We start from the raw sequence: 19,319 nt of genomic DNA, 5'->3' as shown, positions 1-19,319 counted from the left end.
AAAGAAGCTGAAACTCAGCTTCTTTTTTTTACCTTTTTACCGTTAATCCTTTTAGTTCATCGTCTTCCATAGCCATTTCATAAAATTCTCCCGTTTCATCGTGCGCTAAAACATAATCCAATTCTTTCTGAGCAGAAGCAGTTTTTCCAAGAAAAGCTAGATAGCATGCCAAGTTATAGCGAATAAAAAGATCTTCGTCTCCACTTTCTACTCTGGTTATCATAAGCGAAGCTGCTGCTTCTGTTTCACCTTCTAAATGATACGCGATACCTAAATCGGTATACATCCCTTCATACTCTTGACGCTGTTCAATTGCTATTTGAAGAAGCTGAACAGTTTCATGATAACGTTCCGTTTTATTATACAGTTTTGCTAGTCCTGCATATATGTCAGGCTGATAAATCTCCTGCTGAAGTAATTCTTGAAAAGCTGTCTCTGATTTTTCTACCTCTTCAAGGTTACTCAAAATAAATGCTCGGTATATCTGCAAATCTATATGATTTGGCTGCTGTTTGAGAAGTTTTTGAACTAAGTTTAGCGCTTCATGTGCAGCCTGTTCATTTTCATGGATATTAACGAGTATATTGGCTAAATGATAGGCAACATCAAAATCCCAGCTTTGATGCAGCGATTTTTTCAGCACGGTGATGCTATCTTCAATCAATCCTTTCTCTTCGTAAAAAGCCGCAAATGCATGCACAGCCTCTTTATTATTCCGATCCGTTTTTATGGCAAGTTCATACAGTTCAATCGTTAAGCCAAGCAGCGTAACCGTTTTTGCCTTTGCTTTGAATTTTGCTAAGCTTCGTTTGAAGATAGATCCTTGTTGCTCTTCTACAATCGAATCGGCATACTCATTTAAAGCCTCGGCTGCGTTTTTAAATAACAAACTTTTGCTTTGTTTTTCCATTTTTATCTTTTTTAAATCTGCCGTAAGCCCGGACAGTTTTTTTCCATTTGGAAAGCTAGACATGAACGTTTGAAATAGAGCGTAATCTTCCGGATCCTCACTTAGCAACTCTGTAAGAACTTTTCTAGCTTCTTCATATCTCTGTTCCATGATGAGCCATTTTGCCTGATGATGGCGAATAGCAGGATTCTGTAGATCTAGTTCAAGAGCCTTCTCTAGATACGCTTCAGCCTGTGAAATGTCTCCTTTTAGACGATACACATGAGCCTGGCTGTCAGCGAGCCATTGAGGTAGCACAATTTCCTCTACGCTCTTTAATACCTCTAACAGCTCTTCATACTCTTTCTCTGTTTCACAAAGTGAAGCTACGTGCTCAACGTTTACTTCCATAGGATTCAGCTGTATCCATTGAAGCAGCCAATTTCTTTCAGCCGTTCGATTTTGTTCTTCACAAGCCATTTCGGCAAGCTTCATACAAGCGGCTTCAAATGTTTTATCAAGAGTTAAGCACTTTTGGAAGGCCTCTTTTGCTTCAGTGATGCGATTCATTGATTGATATATTTCACCTAGCCGATAATATGGCAAAGCATCTTGCTTGATACGAAGCGCTTGATGATAAAGTTTCTCACTTTTTGTTAGCTGCTTGGCCTGTTCGTATAATATGCCTAAATAGCACATGTACAAAATCTCATTAGGGTGCTCTTGATGTTCTGCAGTTAAAAACTTAATTCCACGAGTCAATAACGCCGTGTCTTCTAAATAACCCGTATATGCTTCTAACACTTCATCTAACGCTGTTTGAGCAAAATGAATTCCCTCTTCATAAAGAGCAAATCCAAACTCTATCGTTTGATTGTCTAGCTCCTTTTGTTTTGCTGCATCTAAAAGCATGCTGCCTGCATCCAACATGACGTCGCTGTTCGATGAAAACTTCTGCGCAATAAGCGTGAGCGTATCAACGGCCGTTAAATGTTCACCTGTTTCTAAATACGCATAAGATAAACCCAAATACATAAGGGCATCTTCCTCTATTTTTAAGCCTTCTTTATACAGAGCAATAGCTTCTTCGTACCTTTGATTCGCGACGTATAAATCGCCTAGTCTTCCTCGAATTGTCATGTCGCCCGGTAGATGCTTCATGCCTTCTTTGAGATAGCTTTCAGCTTCGTCCGTTTTTTCTAGTTGATATTGTAGCAAATCAGCTATCGAAAGATATGGATAAGGAACAGTCGGCAAAAGCTGTTTAGCTACTTGAAACCCCCGGTAAGCTTTACGAAACTTTTTTAAATGTTCATCACAACGGGCTCTTTCAAACCAGCTGTGCGCATCTTTTGGGTTTTCCTTTAATAACGCGTCGAAAAGATTTCTGGCTTCTGCGTATCTTTCTTTCTCCATTAAAATAAGTCCGTGATTGATTTGTGTATAAGATTCATCACTATACATATTTAAGGAAATAGTCGAGCATTCAAAAGCCTTTTCGAGGTTTCCTTGGTACATGTATGCAAGTGCTAGATAGCTCCAGTTCAAATGCTGCTCTACGTCTAATTGCAGCGAGCTGCGCAGTGCTTCAACAGCCTCATCATATTTCTCTTCATCCAGCGCAATTCTTCCTTTAAGATAGTGATAAAAAGAGCTATGCTTTTTGTTATCTATGTGGTGTAACAAGGAAGATGCTCCCTTACTGTCGTCAAGTTTAAAAAAGGCATATGCGGCGTGAAGCTTAAGATAATCATGATTGCTATATTTCTCTAACACATGATTAATACACGTACGAATATAGGCTTCATGCTCTTTTCTGTACAAATGCTTCATACTGTAAATAGCGGAAAATGGAACATGCTCATTTGCTTTTAATAAAGAAACGAGATCGTTAATGTGGGCCTCTTCATCCGCTTCAACTAGTTCGATTAAGTCATACAGCTGACGGATAAACTCATCTTGCTCTTTAGAAAGTGAAGCGAGATCCGCTGCCGCTTTAGAAGCAACAATTGATAAAAACCCCGAATTAGCGTAATGCTGATCAAAATTTTTATATTCTACATATGTTGGACTTAGAAAATTAGCATCTTGTACATGGAAAAGTTCAAGTTCATCATCGTAGCCAAATACAACTTGAACGTGGGAAGCTTGTTCAAATTCCAGACTGACCAAAATAGGCAGCCCTTTGTCTAATAGTTCTTTAAACTGTTCAACTGTGCCTGTGAAAAACATCGCTGCAAAGCCAAGAGATTCAAAGTAGCTCACCGCAGTTGATAATTTGGATCCTAAGCCACCGTAAATACGCGTTCCAATCTCATCCTGTGTTTTTTCGGTATGTAAAAGCCTTAACATCATACTCATACTGGCTGGCACGCAATAATTATCTTTTTGAACGATGGGTACAATCGGAAGCTTGATTGTACTGAATTTATCGTCTGTATGCTTTCCGATTAATTTTTGATAAGGTGAATCTTTTAAACATCGCTTGGTCGAGAGCAGATGCATAAGCTGAGATTGCTGCTGCTGTTCAAAATAAATGTCGGCGCGCAGCAGCGTAAAAAAATCTTGATAATCGTGATAGGGTAACTTTGAGTCGATAAATTCAATCGTTTCAAGCAAGAGAGAATACTCTTTTAAATCTTTTAATCGCATCACTTTATCCATATATAAAGACGGAAGCTGTGGATAGCGAACAATAGCCTCGTTAATTGTTTCAAGCGCTTGTTCATGCTTCCCTTCGTACGCATATAAGTCCGCTAGCATTGCATAGCAAAAATCTCCATTCTCCTTATATGCCGTTCCTTCTTTTAAGCAGGCTTCAGCTTTCATTCTGTCGTTGAGCTGCAAATAAAAATATCCCCATCTGTCAGCCATACCCTTTTGGTTATGTGACGTTACTTGTTTCATCCACTTAGAAGCTTCATCCACTTGTTTCATTTCTAAAAGAATTCTTACCTTTAAAAAATAGATTTTCTCAAGCTGTTCCTTTTTAACTGATTCCGTATCCAGCTGAGAAATTAATAAAGAAAGTCTATCATCAGCGTCGAGTATCTTGCCTTCGCGCAGGAGATCATCGCAATAAAGAGTCACCATTCGAATCGAGCCAAATCGACGATAGCCATATGTCGTTAACATTCGGCTTACACGATTTAATAAAGCCTCATCACAAAAGCGGATAAGCTCGTACAGCTCTTCTTCCGTTTGTAAGTGTGTCAACCATTCTTTCACAATCCCCGCAAGGCTCTTTGGTTGAAGGCTTTGTACTTCTTCTGTTATATACGCTACAAGATCAAATATTTGATAATGATCCACCATGCTTTTTAATTTCTGATAATTTATACTCAATTCAAAACCACCTTATTCAATAAAATAAGAACTATTGCATCTGCTGTCTATAAATTGAAGTATAAGAAATTTCAAGGATTTTTTCTAGACACAATATAAATTTAAGCATATTGACGGGTCTTTAAATAGCAAAGAGCTGTCTTTTATCATAAGACAGCTCCGTAAAATCACACTTCAGCTTTCTTCAGTTTTACGCCGCCTTCAGGTTTTGGTTTGATAGCTTTTAAAACTAAAATGGCACCTACTGCACTAACCCCTAGAGACGTTTGGAACACAGCCATGTCCGACCACTTCATAAGCAATGTATAAAGAGGAGGCCCAGCTGCTACTCCGACAAAGCGCATCGAACTGTAAAGAGACGTAATGGTTCCTCTCTCTTCCTTTTCAATTCCTTCTGTAATAAGTGCATCAAGACTGGGAAGAGCTGCTCCAATTCCAATTCCACCAAGCACTAAAGTGAGTAAAATACTAAAAAGAGACGTATTAAAAAATAAAATGATGAAAGAACATGTTAACAATAAAAAGCCAAAAAAAGCAGACCACTTCATAACGATTTTATTGTTGCCAACTTTTTTCCCCGCCACAAAAGAAGAAATAGATAAAGCGAGCAAAGGAATAGCCATTACCAAGCCTTTTTTCGTATTCACAATATGATAACGCTCCTCTAGTATGGTCGATAGGTAAAATAAAACCCCGAATAATACAAGCATAATAATGGCGCCTAAAATAAAAATAGCCATAAGCCATCCAATATTTTCTTTGAGCGTCTTCTTCAAATCCTTCAAAAACTGCGTGATACTTTTCTTTTTTTGTTCAGATTCAGAAGAACTATCATTTTTCGGAACTTTTACTAAAAAGATAACTAAAAGAATCGAAATAAGGCAAAGAATAGGAATGAACCAAAAAGGAAGAAACCAAATCATAGCCGCTAAAAAAGCTCCCAGTATTGGGCTTAGTACTTTCCCAAACGTATTGGCTGTTTCAATTAAACCTAGTCCTTTTGTAATTTCTTGCTCGTCTTTGAACATATCTCCTACACAAGGCATCACAACAGGCATAGCCCCTGCTGAACCTATTCCTTGAATCGCGCGGCCAATTAAAATAACCCAAAATGGATTGGCCATTTGCCATGAAGCCCAGCCTGTTAAAGCCCCTCCTACTGCAGCAAGCAGCAAACTAGGAATAATAATTTTCTTGCGGCCAAATCGATCTGATAAATAACCAGCAATCGGGATTAAAAAAATAGCGAAAATTGAGTAGACCGTGATAATCATGGATACCTGCAGCGAGCTTATCTGTAGACGTTTTTCAATCACCGGCAACACCGGAATTAACATTGAATTTCCGAGGGTCATGATAAGTGGCACAGAAGCAAGAGCAAGTAAATCCAATTTTTTTCTACTTTCCATAGCGTCCTCCAAACCTTACTTCTAATTAACGTCACAATCACACGTTTTTCAATTTAAGCTTTATAAAACTTCTCGTGTTCATTGATTTCAAAGCTTAACTATCTCATTACATAAGATGATGTGTATCTATATTTTTTAGCTAAAAAGGTAATTGCTATTCATGGTTTCACTGTTCTTCTTTAATTTATTGAACTTTGTTATTTATTCTTGTTAATACTTGTAAAAACACATGTTTTTAATCCCATATATGAAGAAGCGTACGAGTATCTCCGTACGCTTCTTCATATATAGGCGTCATCTTATTACACTACTTCACCTCGATGACCATCTCCATCATACATAAACTGTTTATCAATAATATGTTCGATATATATGGTTGTCAAATCGCTTTTTTTCACTTGAGCTACAATTAATCCTAACGGATCACCAATGGTGAAGCTTGTTCCATTTTGAAACATTAACAGCTGCTCATTTAAATGCAATACGCGCTTATAAATTTGTTCTTTCTCTAGGCTGCTGCGGCTCTTTGCTGCTTCGAGCGTTGAAAATAACAAAATGATTTCTTTTCCATTTATTTGTGTACGATACATACACGACCCACTCCTTATCACCGCGTTAAAATTATGCTGACTATACTTTTATTATAAACTAAATTTTCAGTTATTTTTCATCTCACAAGAAATTTTTTTATTAAAAATAGACTATGTCCACGTTAAATAAAATTTAATTTTCAGAAAAGTTAAATTTTAATATTGAAATTTTATTTCTTCTTATTATATAATATAAACAATCATTTACCTCTATTGGAAATGATAATTCGAGTTTCAGCAGCATGATGCTGCACAGTACTAGGGGGATTCAAGTTATGCAAAATGGTAAAGTAAAATGGTTCAACAATGAAAAAGGCTATGGCTTTATTGAAGTTGAAGGCGGAAGCGACGTATTTGTACATTTTTCTGCCATCCAAAGCGAAGGTTATAAATCCTTGGAAGAAGGACAAGAGGTATCTTTTGAAATTGTAGAAGGCAATAGAGGCCCACAAGCCGCTAATGTCACTAAGCTATCATAAATAGATCTTTTTATTTTATAGTAAAAGAGACTCTTTTCTGAGTCTCTTTTTTGTTATACCTAGCGTTTGGCCTCAGTAAGCTGCTGGTCACATGTTTGAATAGACTGCATGCACTGCTGAAGAAATTGCTCGTCTACTCCTGTGCCATGAGCTTTGGCAGATTGAAGCTGTGCTTTTGCATCATTAAGCGCATTCGTTGCCTCTTCAAGCTGCTGAGGACTCATACTCATCGTAGCTGTCCCAATCATCTTTTGAGCAGATTGAATGGACACTTCTACTTGCTTTAAATCATTATATCCTGTTGTTACTTCTTCATTTGAAAACTTATCCATTGAAAGAACACCTCCATATGGATAGAATGAAGCTGCTGCCGACAAATTATACACGCTTACTTTTTAGTCAGCAAATCTCCATACTGCTTAATCTTTTCTCCTACGGTACACTCTTTAATACAAAACGTCTGAGCGTATGTTTTGCCCTTTTCTTTGTTAAACGTTTTTTTTACAAAACAATCACTACAGTAGTAATCCAATAACTCCGTTACTTCTTCTAATAATTGTTTACGTTCCACTCTCGTTCATCTCCATTTCGTTCTGTGTGTTACACTTGCTTCCTGCTAGCAATTGGTATCCCTTGAAGAGCTTGAGTCGCAAGCTGGTCGGCCTCTTCATTTTCCTTCCTTGAAATAGGCTCATATACCGGTCGGATACCAAGTTCCTGCATTTTATCTTCTATTCGATCTAAGTACCGATTAAACTCTTCTTCGAAACAGGGCCACTCCCCTGCAAGCTGATTTAATACAACCTGAGAGTCACCTCTAAACGTTACCGGTATATGATGAACACCAAGTTCCTCAAGCTCTTGTATTAAATAATAAAAAGCAGCATACTCTGCCTCATTATTTGATTCTATCTCTTGCAGTCTTGAGTTTCGTCGTATTCGGTAAGACTGGTTGTTCTGTTTAAAATAAATCACAACCCCAAGCCCCGCTAAAAGCGTATCATGCTCATAGCCTCCGTCAAAATATGCCACAATATCGTGAGGCTCTGTCTGTACTTCCTGTAAGAGCTTTTTCGCTTCTTTTACAGTCCATTTTTGCTGCTGCTCATCAAGTAGAAAAATTTCCTTCGTTCGACCTGTTTTTTCTAAATCACCCACAATCATTAGCGCCTCATTCGCATCTGTGAAATCGGATGTGAAAATTAACTGTTTATGTTTCGAGGATTTATAATGCCATTCAATTTGGAAATTCATAACGAGCATTCCTTTCATCAGCAATTTTGAATTCAACACTTTTTCTGCTTTTTTGTATTTTATCTTCTATTATGTCTTTTCATGACAGTTTTCTTACCTAATAAGCGGATTTTAGCGTTTATACGTGCTAATATAAAATAGCTGAAGTACTTATGATACAATACTATTGATGAAAAAACATGGTTTAAGCTTATATTGTTTTAACAAGGAGGCTGTATGATGATTGAAGTTTATATAGACGGAGCCACTGCTGGCAACCCTGGTCCTTCTGGAGCTGGTATTTTAATTAAAGGAAATGGTGAACATCATCGTTACGCTATTGCTCTTGGGACAATGACGAATCATGAAGCAGAGTACCATGCACTTCTTCATGCATTAAAAATTTGTTTAGAAAAAAAGTATACGAGCGTATCTTTTCGAACAGACTCTCAGCTAGTAGACCGCGCAATGAACCAAGAACACGTTAAAAATAAAGCGTTTGCTCCTTTACTGGAAGAAGCCCTCAAATTGTCCAGTCAATTTGATTTATTTTTTATAAAGTGGATCCCTAGCTCTCAAAATGCAGGTGCTGATCAGCTGGCCAGACAAGCCATTAATCAAAAAGAAGCAGGAATGTAATCCTGCTTAAATCATACCTGATGACTTTAAATATTGAATGGCTTGTTTTTGATTGCTAATACGATTTGATGTCAAATTCTCGAGGAGCGATACAAAAAAACTGCCGTCAAATTCTTTTTGTACTTTTAGTGTCCATTCAATTGTAAATATGACCATCTCGTCAGCTGCACGCGTATACTGCTGACCAAATGAAATAAATCCACGTGCATCTTCTGCTAAATGAAAGCCTTTTTCTTCAAGATAAAGAAGATACTCTTCAACGGTTTGAGCTGTTTTTGTCACTTTTTCGTCCCATCCTTTTGCAAAGGTTCTTCTTTATCTTAGCTTACTTTTGGCTATTTGACTATGATTTCCCTTCTAAAAAATAGCCAATTGCTCCAAGTGCTACTCCTAAAATGGCTCCGCCAATCACTTCTTCTGGCTGATGACCAAGCATTTCTTTCAAGCGCTGTTCCGTCAAATCGTGAAAGCCTCCGTCTGGAAGACCCGCAAGCTTTTCAATTTCTTCGTCTAACGTATTCACTTTAATAGTAATTTCGCCAGTCTGCCTTCGAATTCCTTGTGCATCGTACATCACAATAATTCCAAAAACAGATGCTAACGCAAAGTCAATCGTAGAAACACCTCTTTTTAATGCTACATAGGTAGCCAAAGAAGATACGCCGGCTGAATGAGAGCTTGGCATTCCACCCGACGCAGCAATCATCCGCATATCCCATTTTCCTGTTTGATACTTTTTAATTGGGATTTTTAAAGCTTGTGCTAAACCGATTGATGAAAGAGCAATGACAATTCCTTTATTCATATTGCTTCACCTCATCTATAGTTTGCGATGGATTGACATCTTGTACCCAAGCAAATATTGCCCAACAAAAAACGCCGGGCTAATCTGCTGACAGAGCAGACTAATCCCGGCGTTTTTGGAAACAGTTCTGTTATTTTTTACGCTTTTTTTGTGCAGCATTATTCATTTTGGCAGATTCAACTTCAGCATAAGAGCCGAATTCTTGTCCATATTGATTATTTGCACTTTTATTAGCTTCTAACTTCTTGTTAACAGAATTATTTTGGTTTTGTTGCACGTTGAACTCAGAAGCAAACTCCCCAGCATAAGTGTCATTTGCACTTTTTGCACGCTTTGCTTTTTGAGCCTGATTTGCTTTAAACTCAGAAGAGAACTCTTGGTTATAATTATGCTTTGCATTGTTATTCGCTTGCGCATTTTTATTACCTAATTTTTGACGACCCATCGCTATCTCCTCCTATTTGTACCTCGTTGGTACACTATTAGTATGGATCAAGCGGCACGTCATATCCTGTTCAAATTAAGGTAAAAACACCAGAGCTTAGCACGTTTATATTCTTGCTACGTACTCTTTAACCATTTCTTCCGTCACTACTTTACGGCCTGGAATGATGGTATATTTTTGAGACAGCTCATTAATTTCTGCTGTTACAGCGTTAATACCGTCTACAGAAAAGGGCTTCCCTTCTTTGCAGAGAAGCACAGCTGCTTCAATAGCTTGCTCACGTCGAGCTTCTAAGCTGGCAAAAGCACGTACTAATTCGTGCTGTTTTTTAGAATGGGCTGAAATTTCTTTATGTACACTCATGTTCGTTCCTCCATTATATTATGCTGAGTTAGTAAAAATAAGTTAATGTCCTCATAACTGATTTGCTTTTCCGGTAATTCTTTTAAGTTTTTTTCTATCGCTGCAGATTCTTTCTTAATGCTATCCAAAAAGTTTTTCATCTTTTCATTAAAAGCGACTTTCCCGCTTATCTTGCATTGTACAAATTGCTCAATGATGGATTGCTGCCTATCGTCGAGATTTGCCTGCTTACATAAATCGGCAAATAAAATGACAGGGAAACTGCGCTGCTTTACTACTACTTTCAGTGATAAAAATGCACGAATCAGTTGGAGCATCACTTTTATATCCTCTATTGTAACAGAAGATGTCAGATTTCTTTTACTATTTATCGTTAAAATTTTAAAATAATGATATCCCAATGCTTTTAAGGAATATGATTGAGCCATCATTTGCCGGAGTGGCTCAGCAAACGATGACCTCTGATAATAAACAAAAGGCGACCATAGCCACTCATAAAGCGAAGGGTTTGATTTTGTAAACAAATAAATGGTTTTGTACAAATCCCACCCTTGCATATCATAATTGCCTTCTGCTACATTAATGACCTCTTGAGGTCTATTGAGATGAAGATAGCGTGATGCTTTATATTTATATATAAAGCGGACGTCAAAATCACTCGCTAACGTGTCGAGTCCGTAAGCACGGCTCCCTGATTCACATGCAAACAAAATTTCTACATTATATTCTTTTTCAATTTCCTGTAAACGTTTATTTATGTGTGTAGACATAAAAATTAATGACCCTTTCTTTCCTCCAATACATGTTCTAGCACCGTCATTGTACTTACCAATTCTTGAATTGGAAATTCTTCAGACACGGCCGCTTGCAGCTGTTTGTAATAATCATACCATTCTTCAGATACAGACTGTTTATGCGCTAAAACGTACTGATTCACTAAATAGGTATAGTGTGAATGAAGAGCAGCTTCTTCTTTCGCAATGTAGTGATTAACATCCGGCTTAATACGTTCTAATAAAGCAGCGTGGAGCTTTGCTTTCTCATTTTTTTCAAAAAAGCTTTTATTGTTTTTATACAGTGAAAGCTCTTTTTGATACGATTCATTCTTATCGAATTGATGACTTGTCACAACTTCGCTGCCATTTGGCGGCTCTAACGAGTTCAACGTTGGAGTAAACGTCGGTTCATAGCGCTGTAGCTTTGTGATGATCAGTCGATGCCAGTCTTCGATTAATTTTACGATGTATTTTTCGATTCGCAAAGTGGTCGCACGCACTTCTTGCGTTGCGTCGAAGGAAATAGACGTTAACAACTCCTGCAAACACAGGCGCAGCTGCTTTTGCTTTTCACCTCGATCATCTCTTAAGTTTGCCGGACTGAATGCTTCTTTAAAGAAGTCATCGTACCTCACAAACAGACGTTTTTTCACATAAAATAAAAGCTCTTCTAATTCTCGGTCAAACTGCTGTTGTTCATATTCAAAATGAATTTCATGCAGTTTTGCTGCTACCTGCTCATTTTTTATGTGAAGAGATTGAATGTATCGCTTTTTATCGACTTCTGATTTTGTCTGCACCTGTTTCATTTCATTGGCAACTGCTAAAATTTGTTCGAAATCTGCATAGACACTTTGGATAGCAAGCTCTGGTAATTCATAATTTATGAAGCGGTAAAACGCATTTTTGAATGGCAGAAACATTTTATCCTCGTGGTTTTGCAAAGCCTGCAAGCTTGATACCGGGTATAAGCGCGGAAAGCGTATACCATACTGTTCAAGCTGCTCTTTTACGTACGTCTGAACTAACTGCAGCTCTGTATCCGAGCTGGCTAAGTCCGCTGCATTTACTAAGAAAAACATTTTATCAAGCGCAAATACATCTTTTACACGGCCAAGCTGAATAAGAAATTCTCGGTCAGCTTTTGAAAATGCATGATTATAATACGTTACAAATAAAATGGCATCTGCATTTTTGATATACTCAAACGCTACTCCCGTGTGTCTCGCATTGATTGAATCAGCTCCAGGTGTATCAACAAGCGTAATGCCTAAGCGAGTAAATTCACAGTCATAATACAGGTTAATAAATTGAACAAAACACGCTTTTTCTTCCTTGGCTACATAATCATGAAATCCTTCTGTATCCACTACTACTTCTGAACCGATATGATGCTTGACTTCGCCGTAGCCTTTTTCTACTGCCTGTAAAAACGACAAATGCAGCTGCAGCTCTTCTGTTGCCTGCAGGGTCGGAATAATCGCTAGCGCTTCGTCAATTGTTTCTACTTCATGATGAAACAGCTTAAGTGCACCATTTAAATCTTGGATCATCTGCTCGTTTGTTTTAATTTGCACAACAGCTGTTTTATGCGGCCGTTTTTCTGTTGGAGGCATAATTTTATTGATGGTTGCTGTTGTTGGATTCGGAGATACAGGAAGTAATCTTTCTCCAATCAACGCATTAGCAAAAGATGACTTACCGGCACTGAATGCTCCGAATAAAGCTACGGTAAACGTTTGATTTGATAGCTTTTTACGTTTTTCTTGAAGCCTATTAATAAAGCGGTCTAATTTTCCAAATGAACGGAGCTGTTCGAGAACAGCTGATACATCTTGAAGAACCTTTTCTGTTCCTGTTTCATGCACAGCTTCCTCAGGCTGTGAAACTAACTGCTGCTCACTCGCAGCTTCATGCTTTTCTTCAGCTTTCATGATGCCCGTTTCATATTCTTCTTGTAACATATATGACAACTCGTTTGTATCTTCTAGCGTTAGGTCGTCATCAGTTTGCTGTAAAGATTGAAGCAACGCTTTTGTACGTGCCAGTTTTGCTTTCATTTCCTGAAGAGATGTATACGCTTCTTCAAATGCCTCACATTCCTGCAAGTGTTGAGAAATATTCTCACGCTTTACTTCATCTTGCTCCATTTTGCTCTGTTCGATTTGCGCATAGAGCTCGTATAATAATCGCGTGGCTTTTTTCTTAATGTGATCAGCTACATCTTTTGCGTACGTTAAAACATAATCACCATTAATCGTAGCTCCTGCTTTTACCGTTTCAATTAAGTCATGAGGTTCTAACGGAATTTCAAACTGCTGAACCTGGCGTATAAGATCCGGGTCAGTAAGATTTTGATTTTTCACCAGATCTTGCACATATTGCTGCAAGTGCCACTGCAGCTGAGAGGCTGTTCGTTCTTTCATATCGTCAAAAAATAACGTCAGCCGCTCTTTTTTTACTTCCTCGGTCTTTTTCTTAGCAAATAAAAGACCGACTTTGAAATCAGGCTTTGTCGTTTCTAAAAACAGCCTAGCTTTTTCTCTCATTTCATATGGTGTTAAATTGGCGTTGCTTAGTATCTTGCCTGTTTCTTGTTGGTACGTTTCTGCTAACTGCTTTTCAGCACGCTTTATTTCCGCTTCTTTTTCGAGAAGCTGCTCTTTTTGCTGCTTATTTATTTCATGGTTCTCAAGCGTCAGCTTATGGCGCAGCTCGTCATGAATCGTTAACTTTTCTTCTTCTTGGTCTTCAATAAAGGCAAGGTGATCGTCAATTAACATTTGCATCGCATGTTGAATATGCTGATGTCGGTTTTCTTTTTCCGTCATCATAGCAAGTAATAGAGATTTTACGTACGAAAGGTCATTATGACGGTTGGCTGGCTCTTTTAACGACGTATAGAAGATTCCTTCTGGTCTAACATTCCACTTTAAAAATGACGTTTCTACAGATTCTTTAAATGCTTGAAATGTTAGCTGATCTTCTTGATGTTTATCGATTTGATTTACAATTAAATAAAGCGTTTTATTAGCTTCTTGCAGCTGTTTTGCAAATTGAAGATTTAATTCTGCCTGCACATGATTATAATCCATCACGTAGAAAATAACGTCCGCTAAGTGAAGAGCTGACTCGGTCGATACACGATGCGCATCATCTGTTGAATCAATCCCCGGTGTGTCCATCACCACAACATTTTTAGGAATAGCGTTTGTCTCGATTGATAAATGAATGGACTCTACTTCATCTCCGTCGACAGCAAACTGCTTAATTTGTTCATACTGATAAGGCGCTTCATAACGCACCGGCGGCTGTTTGCGGTAATAAACGGTTGCATGCTCATCCCCCGCTTTTACTGATACTAAGTTTGCGCTTGTCGGAATAGGACTTGCAGGCAAAATTGCTTGCCCCATTAATTCGTTAATCATACTCGATTTCCCAGCCGAAAAATGTCCGCAAAATGCTACAACAAATTCACCGTTCACCCACTTTTTTAACAGCTGTATTGCTTTTGCTGCCTGCTGTTCATCTCCAGCTGCTTGAAATTGCTTATGTAAATGAAAAAGAGATGCTTCCAATTGGAGATTTTCTTGATGTTTCACACTCACTTTACCCATTATTACTCTACCCCTTTTGCCTCATTCAAGACTGTATTTAAATGTTCTCTATCCATCTTTGTTTCTGCTTATTCTTTCTCTATTTTACTTGATTCACCTACGTTTTCCCATAAAAAACTGAATTTTTAGTTACAAAAACAATAAAAAAAGCTGTCAATAATTTGACAGCTTTGCATTGTATTTATTTACCGTGTATATATTACGCCTTTTGGGCTTTTTCAATATTTTTCATTACATACGTTGTGACGCCAACATATGTAGCAAGTGCTCCGATCACAAAAAGACTAACCATTACGTCCACCACCGTTTCTACTTGATGAAATTGATAATCTTTATCATTTGATTTCATCTTATCATGAAAGATAATCATTTTCAATTAGTTTTGAGATTTTTTTGCAGGAAAGAAACGTCCCGTATTTTGCATGACCTCGCCATAATTTGTTTCATTCGTTAGCGCTTGCTCTTCTAAAGGAATTCTAACGGCTAATATACACAAATTGAAAACAGAAAAAATAGCTAACGTCCAGTATGCCTGAAACATAAGCGGAACTAACACCAATTCTGCCGCTACAACTGTATAATTTGGGTGCTTCATAAACCGATAAGGACCTCTTAGCACAACCTTCGCGTTAGGCAAGACGATAATTTTTGTATTCCAATACTTTCCTAATGAAGAAATAGCCCATACTCTTGCAAGTTGCACAAGCACAAAAAAGCTAAACAACAAAAAAGAAAAGTGATACATTCCACCGTTTAACACATACACTTCCGTAAAAAGAGCAGCAAAAAAAGCGGCGTGCATGCTTACCATCCATTTGTAGTGACTTTGACCAGCTTCGTATGCTCCCTGCTTCTTCATCCAAGCTTCATTTCTTTTGGCAATCACCAATTCACATAGACGCTGTAAGATAATAAATACAAAAAAACTATAAAAAAACAATCGCTTTACCTCCACTCTAATAGAAGCATTTCAGAACTAAATCCAGGACCAAGAGCTGTTAATAAACCGTATTCTTTACTCGGAATTTCTTTCTTCATAAAGCGGTCTAGCACATATAAAACGGTTGCCGAAGACATGTTTCCATGGTTTTTAAGTACATCTAGTGAATCAGCAATCATATTTTCGTTTAGCGATAGCGTTGATACATATGCTTCAAGCACTTTTTTCCCTCCAGGATGAGCAACAAAATGTTTTAAATCCCGACTGGTCAAATTCTGAGTTTGTAAAAAAGACTCAACTTCTCCGCCTAACCACGAATCGATAATAGTGGGAATATCTTTTGAAAAGACAACAAATAACCCATCATTTTTAATCTCCCATCCCATTACGTCTTCGGAATTTGGCATAAGCGTCGATTGTGTATGTAAAATGTAAGGAAAGCTTTTTGAACGGGAAAAAGTGATATCTGCTTCGTCACCTGCGACTAAAGCAGCTGCTACTCCATCAGCAAATAAAGATGTACCGATTAAGTTGCTTTTTGAACGATCATTCCGCTGAAAAGTCAAACTGCACAGCTCAACGGATAATACAAGAACTTTAGCGCGCGGAAAGGCTTTGCAATATTCGTAAGCCCTTGAAAGTCCAGATGCTCCTCCGGCACACCCTAATCCCCATATAGGGATTCTTTTTGTATGGTCTGAAAACGCAAGCTTATTCATAATTCGAGCTTCAATGCTAGGCGTAGCTACACCGCTTGTTGAAACGTAAAAAATAGCATCAATTTCTCCACACGGCAAGGGGGTACTTACATAGTCTTTATTTGTTAAGCATTCTTCAATGGCTTTTGTACCTAATTCAACAGCACATTCTATAAAAGCATCATTTTTTTCTTCGAATGTATGATCTTCTTGAAACCAAGATAAGTCTTTGGCAAAATTACGTTTTTCAATTTGACCATTTTGAAAAACGGTCAGCAGACGATTAATATCTTTAAACGACTCGGAAAAAAGTTCTTTTGCAAATAGCAGCGTGTCTTGCTGAGTTAATTCATAGGGGGGAACTCCAAATCCAACTGAGATAATTTTTGGCATACACTTCACCTCTTTGATTGCGTTACATTTAACATTTGTAATAGCTGGGGATTTATTCAATTCTTTTTTAGTGGAATGGAGGTGAAACATAAAAAAACTTTCCTGTAACTCAGGAAAGTCTACGTTTTGAAGAAGTGTATGTTTGTTGTGCACTTTTATTATAGCGCAAATAATCTGAATGTACAGATACAATTTATGGATTGACGAAAATAAGTGCTTATTTTTTATGAAAAGAAAATGGACATATAGATTTCATCTACATATTCATTGTTAAAATAAGCTTGTTCTTTCATAACACCTTCTTGTTCAAATCCTACCTTTTTATACAATTCGTATGCCACTTTATTAGAAGCAAACACAGTTAAAGAAAGTTTATGAAGATTATTTTCTTTGCACCAGTTTAGCGTATAATTCATAAATTGTTTTCCTATTCCCATTCCCTGTGCTTTTGAAATAAGCCATGTACGGAAGAGCCCCGTGTGGCGCTTCATTTTAATTTCGCCTCTCAGAACACGTGCGATTCCAAGCACTTCACCTTCGACTTCAGCTACAACGTACATGTGATTGTTCTTTTCTACTGATGCAATAAAATCTTGCTCTTCTTGGACTGTGCGCGGCTCATCTTTTTGAATAAATTCCCCGGCCTCAATAATTTCTCTTACCGCTGTTGTAATATGCTCTGCATCACTTGCCTTTGCAGGGCGTATAGTGACTTCACGTCCGTCTTTTGCTTTAAATTTCACTATGTTTTTCTCTGCTGTAATCATCTATATCAACTCCTATATTTTTCACCATTCAGTACTACTATTTTGGTTCTAGCTTGCGTAATTTATCAGTGGTAAAGTTCTGCTTTTCATTTCATCTAACAAGCAATCATGTGCATTTGTTGTATTACCCACGCTTTAAACAAAGCTAAACCATTTTTGAAATATTTATTCTTGCACAGACATCCTAGAAATGCAATTAATTGCGTTAAAGAACTATTATTTCAAATTTTCTTTACAAAAGTGCATAAAAAAGAGGCTGGGACACAACGAAATCACTCCGACCTAAAGACGAACAAATGGGATTAATCCGCTAGAAGCAACGAAACGCATGAAAGCTACGTCCATCTTAACAATAAAAAAATACGAACTAACAACCAATAATTTTGATTATTAGTTGCTAGTTCGTATTTCACTTCGACTAAACTATTTTTGTCCTACTTTTTATTAAAGTCCCATTGAGATATATTTTACTTCTAAATAATCTTCAATGCCGTAATGACTTCCTTCACGTCCAAGGCCACTTTCTTTAAAGCCGCCGAATGGAGCTTGAGCTGCAGATGGAGAGCCATCATTTACTCCTACAATGCCGTACTCTAATTCTTCAGATACAAATGTTGCTTCTTTGATGTTTTCTGTAAATACGTAAGCTGCTAAACCATAAGGGCTATTGTTTGCTCGTTCTACGGCTTCTTCTACTGTTTTGAATGTTGCTACAGGTGCCAATGGTCCAAACGTTTCTTCAAACATGCAATTCATGTCATCAGTTACATTTGTGATAATTGTCGGCTCCATAAAGAAACCGTTTTTAGTTGTTATAGCTTGTCCGCCAACTACAACTTTAGCTCCTTTACTTTTTGCATCCGCAATTTGTGCTTTTACTTTCTCAACCGCTTTGTCGTTAATTAGCGGTCCAACTTGTGTACCTTCTTCTAATCCGTTTCCTACTGTTAATTCCGCCGCTTTTGCTGCAAATTTTTTAACGAAAGCATCTGCAATGGATTCTTGTACGTATACACGGTTTGTGCAGATGCACGTTTGACCTGCGTTGACAAACTTAGAAGCAATTACGCCGTTTACAGCAGCGTCTAAATCTGCATTTTCTGTTACGATAAACGGTGCATGACCGCCTAATTCAAGCGATAATTTTTTCACAGTATCAGCAGCACCGCGCATTAGATGTTTACCAACCGCTGTTGAACCAGTAAATGTTAATTTTCGGATGCGTCCGTCTTTTTGCCATGTGTCGCCAATAGCTGCTGCATCTCCAGTAACAACATTGATCACACCTTTTGGAACGCCCGCTTCTTCTGCGAGTTCTACTAAACGAAATGCTGTAAATGGTGTTTCTTCAGATGGTTTTAAAACAATTGTACATCCTGCTGCAAGAGCTGGGGCCACTTTACGCGTAATCATGGCTGCAGGGAAGTTCCATGGCGTAATAGCTGCTACAACGCCAACAGGCTGTTTTTTAACCGTAATACGTTTATGCGTATGATGAGCTGGAATCGTTTCACCATATACACGCTTTCCTTCTTCAGCAAACCAAGCAATATAATCATTGCCATACTGCACTTCACCTTTTGCTTCTGCAAATGGTTTGCCTTGTTCCGTTGTCATAATTTCTGCTAGTTGATCTTTATGATTTTCAATAAGTTGATGCCATCTCATTAAAATAGCACTGCGCTCTTGAGCGGTTCTTTTCGACCATGTTTTAAAAGCTGTCGCTGCTGCATCAGCGGCAAGTGCTGCTTCCTTTGAGCCTGCCTTGGGAATTTGTCCTATAACTTCTTTTGTTGCTGGATTAATCACATCAATTTTCTCTTCTGTTGTTGTCCATTCACCGTTAATATATAGTTTGTTTGGATACATCATTCATCCTCCTAGTTGTGTGAATTTCTTTGCGCTGTGTTAACTACACTATATACACTAGC

The 19,319-nt window shown here is 37.9% G+C and carries 19 protein-coding genes; 2 read left to right on the top strand and 17 right to left on the bottom strand.

Annotated features, from left to right (window positions below; translation table 11 throughout):
- Positions 1-28 precede the first annotated feature (28 nt).
- From LJY09_RS07240 to LJY09_RS07230, 3 genes are all read right to left on the bottom strand, one after another.
- Positions 29-4,234, bottom strand: coding sequence for a tetratricopeptide repeat protein (locus LJY09_RS07240; protein WP_228307625.1), 4,206 nt, complete (start codon positions 4,232-4,234; stop codon positions 29-31).
- Between the two features lie 167 nt (positions 4,235-4,401).
- Positions 4,402-5,643 (bottom strand): bacillibactin exporter BcbE, encoded by a 1,242-nt coding sequence (locus tag LJY09_RS07235; RefSeq protein WP_028414028.1) that lies wholly within the window; start codon positions 5,641-5,643, stop codon positions 4,402-4,404.
- A 302-nt stretch (positions 5,644-5,945) separates the two neighbouring features.
- Entirely contained in the window at positions 5,946-6,233 is a 288-nt protein-coding gene (locus LJY09_RS07230) for a hypothetical protein (protein ID WP_028414029.1), read from the bottom strand.
- Between the two features lie 275 nt (positions 6,234-6,508).
- Here LJY09_RS07230 and cspD point away from each other — a divergent pair, with 275 nt between their 5' ends.
- A complete protein-coding gene (cspD, locus tag LJY09_RS07225; RefSeq protein WP_013056175.1) occupies positions 6,509-6,712 on the top strand; it encodes a cold-shock protein CspD in 204 nt (67 codons plus the stop codon).
- 59 nt (positions 6,713-6,771) lie between these two features.
- Here the strand turns inward: cspD and LJY09_RS07220 are convergent, their stop codons facing one another.
- Genes LJY09_RS07220 through LJY09_RS07210 form a run of 3 tightly spaced genes read right to left on the bottom strand, consistent with a single transcriptional unit; the run spans position 6,772 to position 7,966 of the window.
- Complete coding sequence (locus tag LJY09_RS07220; RefSeq protein ID WP_028414030.1) at positions 6,772-7,044, bottom strand: DUF2564 family protein; 273 nt, start codon at positions 7,042-7,044, stop codon at positions 6,772-6,774.
- 56 nt (positions 7,045-7,100) lie between these two features.
- Positions 7,101-7,283, bottom strand: coding sequence for a zinc-finger domain-containing protein (locus LJY09_RS07215; RefSeq protein WP_013056173.1), 183 nt, complete (start codon positions 7,281-7,283; stop codon positions 7,101-7,103).
- 29 nt (positions 7,284-7,312) lie between these two features.
- Entirely contained in the window at positions 7,313-7,966 is a 654-nt protein-coding gene (locus tag LJY09_RS07210) for a ribonuclease H family protein (RefSeq protein ID WP_028414031.1), read from the bottom strand.
- A gap of 219 nt (positions 7,967-8,185) precedes the next feature.
- Between LJY09_RS07210 and LJY09_RS07205 the strand changes: the two genes are divergently transcribed.
- The gene (locus LJY09_RS07205) at positions 8,186-8,584 is read left to right on the top strand and encodes a reverse transcriptase-like protein (protein ID WP_028414032.1); all 399 of its coding nucleotides are present in this window, start codon (positions 8,186-8,188) and stop codon (positions 8,582-8,584) included.
- Between the two features lie 6 nt (positions 8,585-8,590).
- Here the strand turns inward: LJY09_RS07205 and LJY09_RS07200 are convergent, their stop codons facing one another.
- From LJY09_RS07200 to LJY09_RS07150, 11 genes are all read right to left on the bottom strand, one after another.
- Positions 8,591-8,866, bottom strand: a complete 276-nt coding sequence (locus LJY09_RS07200) for a DUF6123 family protein (RefSeq protein WP_013082383.1) — start codon at positions 8,864-8,866, stop codon at positions 8,591-8,593.
- Between the two features lie 61 nt (positions 8,867-8,927).
- Complete coding sequence (locus tag LJY09_RS07195) at positions 8,928-9,389, bottom strand: divergent PAP2 family protein (RefSeq protein ID WP_013056169.1); 462 nt, start codon at positions 9,387-9,389, stop codon at positions 8,928-8,930.
- Positions 9,390-9,519: 130 nt separating this feature from the next.
- The gene (locus LJY09_RS07190) at positions 9,520-9,834 is read right to left on the bottom strand and encodes a hypothetical protein (RefSeq protein ID WP_013056168.1); all 315 of its coding nucleotides are present in this window, start codon (positions 9,832-9,834) and stop codon (positions 9,520-9,522) included.
- Positions 9,835-9,939: 105 nt separating this feature from the next.
- Complete coding sequence (locus tag LJY09_RS07185) at positions 9,940-10,197, bottom strand: DUF2533 family protein (RefSeq protein ID WP_013082381.1); 258 nt, start codon at positions 10,195-10,197, stop codon at positions 9,940-9,942.
- Positions 10,194-10,967 carry a nucleotidyltransferase domain-containing protein gene (locus LJY09_RS07180; protein WP_028414034.1) on the bottom strand — a complete coding sequence of 258 codons (774 nt, stop codon included), beginning with the start codon at positions 10,965-10,967 and terminating at the stop codon, positions 10,194-10,196. Before LJY09_RS07180 ends, LJY09_RS07185 begins: the two co-directional genes overlap by 4 nt.
- Before the next feature lie 5 nt (positions 10,968-10,972).
- Positions 10,973-14,590, bottom strand: a complete 3,618-nt coding sequence (locus LJY09_RS07175; RefSeq protein WP_228307624.1) for a dynamin family protein — start codon at positions 14,588-14,590, stop codon at positions 10,973-10,975.
- A gap of 199 nt (positions 14,591-14,789) precedes the next feature.
- Positions 14,790-14,960 (bottom strand): hypothetical protein, encoded by a 171-nt coding sequence (locus tag LJY09_RS07170; RefSeq protein ID WP_155017140.1) that lies wholly within the window; start codon positions 14,958-14,960, stop codon positions 14,790-14,792.
- 6 nt (positions 14,961-14,966) lie between these two features.
- Positions 14,967-15,530: an isoprenylcysteine carboxyl methyltransferase family protein gene (locus tag LJY09_RS07165; protein WP_028414036.1), complete on the bottom strand. Its 564-nt coding sequence runs from the start codon at positions 15,528-15,530 to the stop codon at positions 14,967-14,969.
- 5 nt (positions 15,531-15,535) lie between these two features.
- The gene (locus tag LJY09_RS07160; protein WP_028414037.1) at positions 15,536-16,621 is read right to left on the bottom strand and encodes a type III polyketide synthase; all 1,086 of its coding nucleotides are present in this window, start codon (positions 16,619-16,621) and stop codon (positions 15,536-15,538) included.
- A 224-nt stretch (positions 16,622-16,845) separates the two neighbouring features.
- Positions 16,846-17,388 (bottom strand): GNAT family N-acetyltransferase, encoded by a 543-nt coding sequence (locus tag LJY09_RS07155; protein ID WP_028414038.1) that lies wholly within the window; start codon positions 17,386-17,388, stop codon positions 16,846-16,848.
- A 444-nt stretch (positions 17,389-17,832) separates the two neighbouring features.
- Positions 17,833-19,257 (bottom strand): NAD-dependent succinate-semialdehyde dehydrogenase, encoded by a 1,425-nt coding sequence (locus LJY09_RS07150; protein ID WP_098113455.1) that lies wholly within the window; start codon positions 19,255-19,257, stop codon positions 17,833-17,835.
- Positions 19,258-19,319: the final 62 nt, after the last annotated feature.

Origin of the sequence: Priestia sp. J2, from assembly GCF_020790095.1 — a bacterium.
GTDB classification, from domain to species: Bacteria; Bacillota; Bacilli; order Bacillales; family Bacillaceae_H; genus Priestia; species Priestia zanthoxyli.
The sequence above is the reverse complement of the archived record's forward strand: the minus strand, read 5'-3'. Positions and strand labels throughout refer to the sequence as shown.

Coding starts and splice junctions, on each gene's coding strand:
- LJY09_RS07235 (WP_028414028.1), bottom strand. CDS start 5,643: ATGGAAAGTAGAAAAAAATTGGATTTACTTGCTCTTGCTTCTGTGCCA.
- LJY09_RS07230 (WP_028414029.1), bottom strand. CDS start 6,233: ATGTATCGTACACAAATAAATGGAAAAGAAATCATTTTGTTATTTTCA.
- cspD (WP_013056175.1), top strand. CDS start 6,509: ATGCAAAATGGTAAAGTAAAATGGTTCAACAATGAAAAAGGCTATGGC.
- LJY09_RS07220 (WP_028414030.1), bottom strand. CDS start 7,044: ATGGATAAGTTTTCAAATGAAGAAGTAACAACAGGATATAATGATTTA.
- LJY09_RS07210 (WP_028414031.1), bottom strand. CDS start 7,966: ATGAATTTCCAAATTGAATGGCATTATAAATCCTCGAAACATAAACAG.
- LJY09_RS07205 (WP_028414032.1), top strand. CDS start 8,186: ATGATTGAAGTTTATATAGACGGAGCCACTGCTGGCAACCCTGGTCCT.
- LJY09_RS07195 (WP_013056169.1), bottom strand. CDS start 9,389: ATGAATAAAGGAATTGTCATTGCTCTTTCATCAATCGGTTTAGCACAA.
- LJY09_RS07190 (WP_013056168.1), bottom strand. CDS start 9,834: ATGGGTCGTCAAAAATTAGGTAATAAAAATGCGCAAGCGAATAACAAT.
- LJY09_RS07185 (WP_013082381.1), bottom strand. CDS start 10,197: ATGAGTGTACATAAAGAAATTTCAGCCCATTCTAAAAAACAGCACGAA.
- LJY09_RS07180 (WP_028414034.1), bottom strand. CDS start 10,967: ATGTCTACACACATAAATAAACGTTTACAGGAAATTGAAAAAGAATAT.
- LJY09_RS07175 (WP_228307624.1), bottom strand. CDS start 14,590: ATGGGTAAAGTGAGTGTGAAACATCAAGAAAATCTCCAATTGGAAGCA.
- LJY09_RS07170 (WP_155017140.1), bottom strand. CDS start 14,960: ATGATTATCTTTCATGATAAGATGAAATCAAATGATAAAGATTATCAA.
- LJY09_RS07160 (WP_028414037.1), bottom strand. CDS start 16,621: ATGCCAAAAATTATCTCAGTTGGATTTGGAGTTCCCCCCTATGAATTA.
- LJY09_RS07155 (WP_028414038.1), bottom strand. CDS start 17,388: ATGATTACAGCAGAGAAAAACATAGTGAAATTTAAAGCAAAAGACGGA.
- LJY09_RS07150 (WP_098113455.1), bottom strand. CDS start 19,257: ATGTATCCAAACAAACTATATATTAACGGTGAATGGACAACAACAGAA.